Here is a 10,465-nt window from a genome sequence, read left to right as displayed (position 1 = left end):
CTTCGCCGAGTACACGCGCAGGAAGTGCTGGGCGAGGAGCCGGATGTCCTCGCGCTTCTCGCGGAGCGGCGGCACGTCGATCGGGATGACGTTGAGGCGGTAGAACAGGTCCTCGCGGAAGCGGCCGTCGCGCACCTGTTCGGCCAGGTCGCGGTTGGTGGCCGAAATGATGCGGACATCGACCTTGACCGAGCGCTTGGAGCCGACAGGGTCGATCTCGCCTTCCTGCAGGGCGCGCAGCAGCTTGACCTGCATGTCCAGCGGCAGCTCGCCGATTTCGTCGAGGAAGAGGGTGCCGCCCGAGGCCTCGGCGAATTTGCCCAGGTGCTTGTCGGTGGCGCCGGTGAAGCTGCCCTTCTCGTGGCCGAAGAGGATCGATTCCACGAGATTGACGGGCAGGGCGCCGCAGTTGACGGCCACGAAGGGCTTGCCCGACCGGTCCGAGGCGCCGTGCAGGGCGCGGGCGATGACTTCCTTGCCGACGCCGCTTTCGCCGGTGATCAGCACCGGAATGCCCGATTTGGCGGCGCGGGCGCCCAGCGACTTGACCATGCGCATGGGCGCGCTCTGGCCCACCAGGTCGTCGAAGGAGGTGCGGCCGGAATGGTGTTTCTTCAGGCGGCCGACCTCGGCCGTCAGCTGCGTGAGCTGCAGGGCGTTGCGGACGCCGACCAGAAGGCGTTCGGCGGAGACCGGCTTGACGAAGAAGTCCTGGGCCCCGGCCTGCATGGCCTTGACCACGGCGTCGACGCCGCCGTTGGCCGTCAGGACGATGACGGGGGTGCCGACGCCGGCGGTGCGGATCTCGGCCAGGGCCTCCATGCCGCTCATGCCCGGCATGACCATGTCGAGCAGGACGACGTCCGCTCCGCCGCCCTTGGTCAGGCGGTCGATGGCCTCGCCGCCGCTCTCGGCATGGACGACGACGTAGCCTTCGCGTTCCAGCACCGCCTGCGCGATGCGGCGCTGGGTCGGATCGTCGTCGACGACAAGTACGGTCTTCGCCATGCGGGCGGCCCCTGTTTCATCACGTCCGGCCGGCTCTCAATGGTGGAGCTGGCTCATTCCGGGACGTTTTAGGCCTCACAAGGTGAAGATCGGGTGGTCGGGCAGGGTGAGCGGGGGGTTAACGGGGCGAGGCGCCCGCCTGCCTCGCTCTCTAACTCCCCACTCACTTTTCACTCCAAGGCGGACTAACGGTCGGGCGTGACGACGACGGGCACGCCTGGGGATGCCGGGCATCGGACGCCCGGATCGATATTGGGAACGGTGGGTTGTCCGTCACCAAAGACGAGGTCGGGCCACCGGGGTGTTTCGGCGCGAACGTGACCGGAGCGCAGATGGTCGCGCAGGTCCAGGCGCTTGCCGCTGACGCAGCGGAAAGGCGTGTAGTTCCCCTGACGCAGCCAAACACCTGCGGCGTCGCGGGCCCAGAGATCCAGACTGTTGGCGTTGGCGATCAGCACCTCGACCTGACCGTCGCCATCCAGATCGCGAGCCGTGGCGACGCATGCGCCTTGATCCAGGCAGTTGTGGCGTTCGTCGCCAGGGCGGACTCCGCTCGTGAAGTCCGCCGGCAAGGGGGCTCCTATAACCTCGAAAACTGGGGTGATGGCCGGCTGGCCTTCATCTCGCTCGTTCCAGCGGTTCTTGATGGCGGCGACACGCTTCGCACGTTCGGCGACGGCGCCATTGCCCGAACGGGTCAGCCGCTCCAGCGCCGCCTCGCCGGCCTTGCCGCTTTCGAAGCGCAGGAAGCGGTAGTCGAACTGGTCCGGCTTGACCGCGCCGCGCTCCAGCCGGGCGACCTGATCGGTGACCGAGAGGCGGGCCGGGTCGGCGATGGGGCTGAACAGGGCCAGGATGACCGCGATCTCGAGCCCGGCGGTGATGACGTTGGTGCGCTCCAGCGGCTGCATCCAGTCGGCGCCCTTGCGCCAGAAGGGCTGAAGGGCGGCGAAGCCGTAGCCGGCGGCATAGGCCGCGCCGATGACGGCGCAGGCGAAGGCGATGATCCGGTCCGGCGTCAGGCCGTGCTGGCCGATGCGCAGGGCCAGCCCCCAGAAGGCCAGGATGACCAGCGGCGTCAGCAGCACCGAGGCGACCCTCACCGCCCAGCGCAGGATGACCGGCGGCAGATTGTCCGCCCGGCCGTCCTGATAGGCGGTGTTGATCAGGATGATCAGGGCGGCGGCGGCGGCGAGCACCAGGGCGGTGGCGCTGCCGGTGTTCCACAGGCCGTCCAGGCCGGTGAAGGGCAGGGCGGCCAGGAAACCCGCGGCCAGCACGGTCATGAGCAGCAGCAGCCAGGACAGCAGCATCAGCGCCACGCTGCGCACGCCCCGGATCAGTCCGTCGCGCACGTCGGTCAGGTGCACGGCCACGGCGAACATCAGTGTGGTGATCGGGATGGCGAACCATTCCTGCCGGATCAGGTCCTCGAGGAACTTCAGCCCGATGACGTTGAACAGAGCCGCGCCGAGGTGGAGCAGAATCCAGAAGGCGCCGGTGAAGCCGATGGACAGGGCCAGCTGGACGCCGGCCTTCCAGGCGGTGTCGAAATAGGTCGGGAAGGCCGCGATCCAGCGCCGCTCCATGTCCGCGCCGAGGACCAAGTGGTGGCCGATGAACAGGGCGGCGGCCGCGAACAGCGGCATGGGCATGTTCAGGAAGGGGGGATATTCCCGCGAGCCGTAGCCCGGCGAGGTCGCCTGGGACGCCACATTGTGCCAGCCCAGCAACGCCAGGAAGGCGACGGCGCCGAGCCCCCAGAGCAGCAGGGTCGCCGGGCGCATGCGGCCCACGCCGGCCAGCATCAGGACCGGGACCATGACCAGGATCAGCGCCAGTGGTCCGAACAGCTCCGGAACGGTGGCGGGCCAGCTGTAGGGCGGATTGTCCGCGGTCTGGTAGAGCCACCACAGGGCCGCGCCCTGGATCAGGCCGATCGCCAATCGGGCTCCGATCAGCAGCGGCGATCCTGTGCGGCCCAGGCTGTTGCGGCCCGTGGCTTCGATGGCGTCGGTCATGCGGGGCTCCCCACCCTTGATCGGCGGCGATCCTGCCCCGGATCGCGGTCCGCGTCTTGAGGATTTCCCGTGCAGACGCCCTGTGCAGTCGCTGACGGCTTGAGTTTGCGGCGATTGCGTGTATAGAGCGCGTCTTATCCGTCGCTGCCTTCGGGACGCGGCGGTCCTGTCCGAGAACTTCGGGGCGTGGGGGTCACCCATGCCGTAACTGTCAGAGAGCCCTCTGGCGCCGTGGGGAGATGGGGATGCAGACGACCGCCGTCACCCGGTTTTTCGGGCGTACGGGGTTCGAGCTTCCTTCGGACAATACGACCGGCCTGAACGCTTCGCAGCGATGCGAAGCGCTTTGGCCATACGCTTCCGGGAATAAGCCCGGAGGCGAGTACCAAGACTGGAGACCGCAATGGACCGCGCACAAAAAGCCGAGTCGATCGAAACGCTGAAGGGCGTTTTCGCCGACGCGGGCGCCGTGGTCGTGACCCACAACCTGGGTCTGACCGTTGCGGATATGGAAGATCTGCGTGGCCGTCTTCGTAAAGAAGGCGGCGCGTTCAAGGTGGTCAAGAACCGCCTGGCGCTGAAGGCGCTCGAAGCCGCTGAAGGCAGCGACTACCACGGCCTGTTCAAGGGTCCCGTGGGCATCGCCTATGCCGACGACGCGGTGACGGCCGCCAAGGTCACCGCCGAATTCGCCAAGGGCAACGACAAGTTCGTCGTCCTGGGCGGCTTCATGGGTGACAAGGTTCTGGACGCGAAGGGCGTGGAGGTTCTCTCCAAACTGCCGTCGCTGGATCAGATCCGTGCGTCGTTCCTCGGCCTGCTCAGCACGCCCGCGACCCGCATCGCCGGCGTCGTGCAAGCCCCGGCCGGCCAACTGGCTCGCGTTTTCAACGCCTACGCCACGAAGGACGCCGCGTAAGCGGAACCGCCTCTTTCATCTCTGCAAAAACTCTCTGAACCCAATTCCTCCGAAGGAAACTGACTATGACCGACCTGACCAAGATCGTCGAAGACCTGTCCAAGCTGACCGTCCTCGAAGCCGCTGAACTGTCCAAGCTGCTGGAAGAAAAGTGGGGCGTCAGCGCCGCTGCTCCGGTCGCCGTGGCCGCTGTCGGCGGCGGCGCCGCCGCTCCGGCCGAAGCTGCTGAAGAGCAAACCGAGTTCACCGTTGTCCTGATCGACGGCGGCGACAAGAAGATCAACGTCATCAAGGAAGTCCGTGGCGTGCGTTCGGACCTGGGTCTGAAGGAAGCCAAGGACCTGGTCGAAGGCGCTCCGCAGAACGTCGTCGAGAACGTCTCGAAGCAAGCCGCCGACGAAGTCGCCAAGAAGCTCACGGAAGCCGGCGCCAAGGTCCAGATCAAGTAAGATACTTGATTTGCCCTACCGCCCTTCGGGCTACTTGAGGGCGGTAGCGTCAGCGTTTGCTGATCTTTGAACGGGCCGGGGAGAAATCCCCGGCCCGTTTTCTTTTGAGGTTATTTCTTCGGCGCGGGCATGTCCCGGCCGTTCTGGTGCAGGACGAGGCCGGAGACCGCGCCCGCCGCGTCGCGGGTGAAGGTGATGCGGGCGTCGACGACGCGCACGAAGAAGGCGTCCGGGGCCTCGGCGAACAGTTCGAACGGCGGCTGGCCGGTCGCCACGCCCATCAGCTTTCCGTCCACGACCGACACGGTGATGGCGAAGGTCGGGGCCAGTTCGTAGACGCCGACATAGGCTTGCAGCGCTTCCGCTCCGAGGGTGACGGCCTGGCGTTCACCGGGCAGGGAGACGGTTCCGCCCCGCGCCAGTGTCATCAGGTCGGCACCCAGCTTGTCCGACCCGGGCCCGTTCAGATTACCCAGCACGATGACGGTCATGCCGCCGGCGGTGTCATGACCCATCCAGGTGTTGAAGCCCTCGATGCCGCCGTTGTGGCGAACGATCGAGCCTTCGCCGGCGCGCTCGACCTCCAGACCCATGGCGTAGTCGTTCCGCACGGGCGTGATCAGCTGCGCGAGCGAGGCCGGGTTGAGGATCCGTCCGCCGAACAGGCCCTGTTCCCACTTCAGGAGGTCGCGCGTGGTGGAGTACAGGCCGCCGGCGCCCTGCGGGACGCTCATGTCGATATAGTCGGCGTTGACGACGCCCTGGGCGGACGGAGTGTAGCCCGAGGCCCGGCGGGGCAGGATGGCGGCGTGGCTGTCATAGCCGCTGTCGGTCATGCCGAGGGGCTGGAACAGGGCTTCCGACACGAAGGCGGCGTAGGGCTTGCCGCTGACCCGTTCGATGACGGCGGTCAGCAGGACATAGCCGGAGTTGGAGTAGGCCCAGCCCTGGCCCGGCTGGAAGTCGAGCGGGCGGTCGCGGAAGCGGGCGATCAGCTCCGGCAGCGTCGTCGCCACGGTCTTGGTGGCCGCGAAGTCGTCGAAGGCGGTGAAGTTGGGAATGCCGGAGGTGTGCGTCAGCAGATGCCGGACGGTGACCTGGTCCCATGCCGCCGGGGCGTCCGGCAGCCAGGTCTTCAGGGGCGCGTCCAGATCCAGTTGTCCGCGCTGGCTGAGCAGGACGGCGGCGACGGCGGTGAACTGCTTGCTGACCGAGGCGAGGCGGAATTTGGTGTCGCCGTCGTTGGGGATGGCCCATTCCCGGTTGGCCATGCCGTAGCCCCGGTCCAGCAGGACCTCGCCGCCGCGCGCGACCAGGACCGAACCCGCGAAAGCATCGCGCGCGGCGGCTTCGCTGAGGATCTGCTCCATGCGGCCGACATCCTGGGCCAGGACAGGACCGGCGCTCAGCGCGAGCGCGGTCAGCGTCGTGAGCAGCAGGCGGGTGCGAAGACCCGGGCGGGAAAGACTACGATTTAACACTGGAACCCCTTTCAAGCGTGACAGTCACGCCGGCGAGAGAAGAGGCGGCCGGCGCGTCTCATGGATGCGGGCCGCCCCATTATGTTTCCGTAATCCGGTCTCCCGCGATCAGCGCCGGCGCGGGGCGAAGATGTCGGCCAGCCGGTCGCGGGTCCCCGGGATGCGGACCAGACGCGGATAGCGCAGGCCGCCGTGGTAGTCGAAATCGAGGGTGCGGAACTCGTCGCCGCGTTTGACCACCAGCCGGATCGGTTCGGCGCTGGTCTTGGCGGCGGTGACGGCGGCGCGCAGGGCCGCGGGCGAGGCCGTGCGGTCGCCGACGGCCACCAGGTCCCAGCCCGCGCCGAGCCCTTCGGCGAAGGCGAGCGAGCCCCAGCGCACGCCGGTGATGCGGTTGCCGGCGCCCAGGTTGAAGCCGAGCGAATACTGGAAGTCGCTCGCCCAGCCGCCCAGCATGCGCTTCTCGACCGGCGTCAGGTCGTCGACCCAGGTCAGGCGCCAGCCCGCGCGCTCCAGCCCGTCCAGCGGCGCCTTGGCGTCCGGCCCGACGGCGTCCAGGCGGGTGCGCAGGAAGGTCGCCCAGTCGTGCGGGTGCACCGCATTCAGGGTCGCGACCACATCCTCGAACGTATAGGGCCGCGCTTCCCAGACGCCGTCCTCGACCCCGAAGAAGGCCTTGGCGAAGTCGTCCAGCGACTTGCGCTCGCCGGTCTCGGCCCGGATCAGGGTGTCGGCGTCCAGCCAGATCAGCAGGGCCTCGCGGTAATAGTCGCCGGTGCCGCGCATCCACGACGACCACGGATTGGTCGTGCGATAGCCCAGCAGATTGTGGTTGGTGGTGTCCTGCAGCGCCCGCCACTGGCGACCCGGCTGCTGGTCGTAGAAGCCCGCGACCTCGGCCAGGTTGATCACCGCCTCCTCGACGGTGCCGAGGCCCGAGCGCGGGGTCAGGACGTCGCCCCAGTATTCGGTCTGGCCCTCGTAGACCCACATCAGGCTGTTCTGGGTCGGGACGTTGAGGTTGGGCACGTACTCGTCGGCGGGACGGCGGAATTTGCCGTTCCAGCTGTGGGTGTACTCGTGCGGCAGCAGGCCGCGCGCGCCGTAGGCGGGATTGGCGCTGGAGAAGTAGTTGGGCGCGCCGGTGTTCTCGGACGAGCGGTGATGCTCCAGCCCGATGCCGCCCAGCTTGTCGGTCATCGCGAACAGGAATTCGTAGTGGTCGAAATGCCGGGCGCCGAACAGGTGGTCGGCCTGGTCGACCAGGGCCTCGTACCTGGCCGTCCACTCGGGCGTGATGTTGACCGAGGCGGCGGTGTCGCCGACCAGGTTCAGGTGCACCGGCGAGCGGCCGCCCGGATCGATGTCGATGCGGCGATAGTGCTTGCCCGCGAACATCGGGCTGTCGGCCAGATGCTCCAGCGATATGGGGGCGAAGGTCGCCATGTCGCCCTCGCGCCGCGTGGTCGTCAGGGCCACGCCGTAATCCCAGCCCGCCGGCAGCACGACCGAGGGGGCGAAGGTGATCCGGCTCTGGGCGTAGCCCGCCGGATAGAGCAGGGCCTTCTCCCACTGCAGGTTGACGATCTCGGGCGTCATGACCACGCGCCAGACGGCGTTGTCCGGCTGGGTCAGCCACTCGAACGAGACGTCGATGGTCGAGACCCCCGCCGGGATGTCCAGGTGGAAGGCGTGCGGATCGACGGTGTCGCGCACCCACTCGATCCGCCGTCCGTTGCCGGTGACGGTGACGCCGGAGATCAGCTGGATCGGGCCGGTGTCGGCGTGGTTGCCGGGAATGTATTTCGGATACTGCAGCACCAGATGCCCGGCCGCGACCGGGATGGTCTGGCGGGTGCGGATGATCTTGTGGTCCAGGTCCGTCAGGTCGACGCGGATGCCGATGACGCCCGGATAGTCGCGGTCCTGCGGCGCCGGAATCGGCGGCAGGGCGTGCGGCAGGCTGGTGGGTGCGGGCAGGGGCGTCTGCGCCTGCGAGGCGGGGGTCTGGGCCAGGGCGGGCAGGGCCGTCGAGGCGAGCAGAAGGGCGAGGGCGGCGGGCTTCAGCATGCGGTCGGTCCTCGGAATTAGCGGCGGCGCGGGGCGAGAATGTCGCCCAGCCGGTCGGGCGCGCCCTCGATCCGCTCCAGATGCGGGTAGCGCAGGCCGCCGTGGTAGTCGAAATCGATGGTGCGGAAGCGTTCGTCCTTCTTCAGCATCATCTGGATGGGCGTGCTGTCGGCCTTCGACGCGGTGATGGCCGCGGCGATGGCGGCGGCGCTGGCGGCGCGGCCGTTGACGGCCACGACCTCCCAGCCCGAGGTCAGACCGGCCTCGAAGGCGGGCGAGCCCCAGCGGACGCCGGTGACGCGGTTCGACGCGTTCAGCGACAGACCCAGCGAGTACTGGAAATCGACCCGGCCCAGCTCGGTGTTCAGGGCTTTCGAATAGTCATTGGGCGTCTCGCGCCACACCAGCCGGTAGCCGCCGCGCTCGATCCCGGCCAACGGCCCGTGGGCGTTCGGGCCGACAGCGTCCAGACGATCCCGCAGGAAGGCGGCCCAGTCGTCGGCCTGCACCCCGTTCAGGGTCGAGGTCACGTCGGTGAAGGTGTAGGGCGCCGGATCCCAGTTGCCGTCCTGCACGCCGAAGAAGGCGCGGGCGAAGTCGTCCAGCGACTTGCGGCCCTCGGTCCGCTCGCGGATCAGGGTGTCGGCGTCCAGCCAGATCATCGCGCCTTCGCGGTAGTAGTCCTCGCTGCGCTGGCGGCTGGGCCAGGGCTGGGGCCTGCGCTGGGCGATGATCGGATCGTTGGTGGTGTCCTGCATGGCGCGCCACTCGCGCCCCGGATTGCCGTCGGCGTAGGTGGCGGCGGTGTTGGCGAAGACATCCAGCGCCTGCTGCTTGGTCATGAGGCCCGCCCGCGCGGTCAGGATCAGGCCCCAGTACTGGGTCTGGCCCTCATAGACCCACAGCAGGGAGTTCTGCAGCGGCTCGTTCAGGTTGGGCGTCAGCTGGTCGGCGGGACGCCGCCATTTGCCGTTCCAGCTGTGGGTGTATTCGTGCCCCAGCAGGTCGCGGTCGGCGAGCGTCCCGGTCGGGTCGGTGAAGTATTTGGTGTCGACGCTGTTCTCGGATGAGCGCTGGTGCTCCAGCCCGATCCCGCCCAGCCGGTCGGTGACGGCCAGCAGGAAGTCATAGTGATTATAGTGCCGCGCGCCGAACAGGCGGTCGGCCTGGCGCACCAGCTCGCGGTGCTGGGCGATGTGGGCGTCGGTGGCGGCCAGCTGCTCGGCGGTGTCGGCGACCACGTTCAGACGCACGGGCGAGCGACCGTTCGGGTCCAGGTCGATCTGGCGGTAGTAGCGGCCGGCGAACAGCGGGCTGTCGGCGAAATGGTCCAGGGTGATCGGGGCGAAGACGGCGACGCCGTTCTGGAACGACCGGGTGTCCAGCGCCGTGCCGTACCGCCAGCCCGCGGGCAGGCGCAGGGTCGGCTGGAACCGGATCTGGCGGGAATAGTAGCCCGCCGGATAGAGCAGGGCCTTCTCCCACTGGATGTTGAGCATGTCGTCGGTGATGACGATCCGGCCCTGATTGCCCTCGATCGGCGTCAGCCATTTGAAGGCGACCTCGACCGCCGACGCGCCGGCCGGGACCTGGACCTGGAAGGCGTTGGTGTTGACCGTGTTGCGGACCCAGCGCAGCGGCTGGCCGTTCGCGGTGATGCTGAGGTCGGCGATGTCGTCGACCGGGCCGGCCGGGCTGTGGTTGCCGGGGATCCACTGCGGATAGAGCAGGATCAGCGGACCCGGGCCGGTCACCGGCACGGTCTGTTTGATGGAGACGATGCGGCGGTCGATGTCGGTGGCGTCCACCTCGATGCCGATCACGCCCGGATAGGCGACGTCGCGCGGAGCGGGGATCGGGGCCAGGGGCACGGGCAGGGCCGGCGTGCCGACCTGGGCCAGGGCGGGCGCGGAGCCCAGCAGCAGGGCCGCGGCGCAGGCGGAGGCGAGCAGGCGGACGGACGGACGCATCATCACAGGGCACTCGTGAGCGGGCTGGGAGGCGCAGATCACTGCGCGCCGGGATGGCGGTCAACCCGATGAGCCGACCGCCGCATTAAATCGCCGTCATGTTCCGAATCCGTCGCTTCAGATGGAATGGACTTGTCCGGCCAAGGCGGCGTGATAGCCAGGTGCTGAAAGCCCCGAGGCGGAGAGACATCCCATGCGCCTGCACCGCATCCTGACCTGCGTCGCGGCCTGCCTGGCGGCGACCGGCCTGGCGACCGCCGGCGCCGCGCAGGAGAGGGCGCCGTCGTCCGAAGCGCGGGGCCCCGCTATCGAGACCGTCGATGTGGACCGGTTCTACGCCCTGTATGACGCCGCGGACGGGCGGCCCACGGCGGAGCAGCTGCAGGCCTATCTGGATGAAGGTTCGGAAGGGCTGAGGAACCTGGCGCGGGCGCGCAATGTGACGGGCGTCCGGATCGCCGACGCCATCGCCGCGCGGCCAGGGATGTATGTCGAGGCGCGGGACTGCGCCCACATGCTGCCGCGGGTCCGGGCGCGGGTGACCGCG

8 protein-coding genes are annotated in these 10,465 nt (G+C 68.5%); 3 read left to right on the top strand and 5 right to left on the bottom strand.

Annotation, left to right across the window (positions count from 1 at the left end; genetic code table 11):
• The coding region (locus tag Q0C81_RS06150) for a sigma-54 dependent transcriptional regulator (protein WP_291835073.1) at positions 1-1,008 on the bottom strand (1,008 nt) is incomplete at its 3' end.
• 185 nt (positions 1,009-1,193) lie between these two features.
• A complete protein-coding gene (locus Q0C81_RS06145) occupies positions 1,194-3,029 on the bottom strand; it encodes a DUF4153 domain-containing protein (RefSeq protein WP_291835070.1) in 1,836 nt (611 codons plus the stop codon).
• Positions 3,030-3,432: 403 nt separating this feature from the next.
• Here Q0C81_RS06145 and rplJ point away from each other — a divergent pair, with 403 nt between their 5' ends.
• Together rplJ and rplL are read left to right on the top strand one after the other, a co-directional pair.
• Positions 3,433-3,948, top strand: a complete 516-nt coding sequence (gene rplJ, locus Q0C81_RS06140) for a 50S ribosomal protein L10 (RefSeq protein WP_291835067.1) — start codon at positions 3,433-3,435, stop codon at positions 3,946-3,948.
• A 65-nt stretch (positions 3,949-4,013) separates the two neighbouring features.
• Positions 4,014-4,397 (top strand): 50S ribosomal protein L7/L12, encoded by a 384-nt coding sequence (gene rplL / locus Q0C81_RS06135; RefSeq protein ID WP_291835063.1) that lies wholly within the window; start codon positions 4,014-4,016, stop codon positions 4,395-4,397.
• Positions 4,398-4,507: 110 nt separating this feature from the next.
• Here rplL and Q0C81_RS06130 read toward each other — a convergent pair whose 3' ends face one another.
• From Q0C81_RS06130 to Q0C81_RS06120, 3 genes are all read right to left on the bottom strand, one after another.
• Complete coding sequence (locus tag Q0C81_RS06130) at positions 4,508-5,878, bottom strand: serine hydrolase (RefSeq protein ID WP_291835061.1); 1,371 nt, start codon at positions 5,876-5,878, stop codon at positions 4,508-4,510.
• A 108-nt stretch (positions 5,879-5,986) separates the two neighbouring features.
• Positions 5,987-7,948, bottom strand: a complete 1,962-nt coding sequence (locus tag Q0C81_RS06125) for a peptidase M61 (RefSeq protein WP_291835058.1) — start codon at positions 7,946-7,948, stop codon at positions 5,987-5,989.
• Positions 7,949-7,965: 17 nt separating this feature from the next.
• Positions 7,966-9,921, bottom strand: a complete 1,956-nt coding sequence (locus Q0C81_RS06120) for a peptidase M61 (protein WP_291835055.1) — start codon at positions 9,919-9,921, stop codon at positions 7,966-7,968.
• 190 nt (positions 9,922-10,111) lie between these two features.
• Between Q0C81_RS06120 and Q0C81_RS06115 the strand changes: the two genes are divergently transcribed.
• Positions 10,112-10,465 (top strand): hypothetical protein (locus Q0C81_RS06115; RefSeq protein ID WP_291835052.1); only part of this gene is annotated, 354 nt, incomplete at its 3' end.

Source organism: Brevundimonas sp. (assembly GCF_023259385.1).
Lineage (GTDB): Bacteria > Pseudomonadota > Alphaproteobacteria > Caulobacterales > Caulobacteraceae > Brevundimonas.
The sequence above is the reverse complement of the archived record's forward strand: the minus strand, read 5'-3'. Positions and strand labels throughout refer to the sequence as shown.

What these genes read in the sequence shown, in the direction of transcription:
- Q0C81_RS06125 (WP_291835058.1), bottom strand. Translation starts at nt 7,948, where the DNA reads ATGCTGAAGCCCGCCGCCCTCGCCCTTCTGCTCGCCTCGACGGCCCTG.
- rplJ (WP_291835067.1), top strand. Translation starts at nt 3,433, where the DNA reads ATGGACCGCGCACAAAAAGCCGAGTCGATCGAAACGCTGAAGGGCGTT.
- Q0C81_RS06145 (WP_291835070.1), bottom strand. Translation starts at nt 3,029, where the DNA reads ATGACCGACGCCATCGAAGCCACGGGCCGCAACAGCCTGGGCCGCACA.
- Q0C81_RS06120 (WP_291835055.1), bottom strand. Translation starts at nt 9,921, where the DNA reads ATGATGCGTCCGTCCGTCCGCCTGCTCGCCTCCGCCTGCGCCGCGGCC.
- rplL (WP_291835063.1), top strand. Translation starts at nt 4,014, where the DNA reads ATGACCGACCTGACCAAGATCGTCGAAGACCTGTCCAAGCTGACCGTC.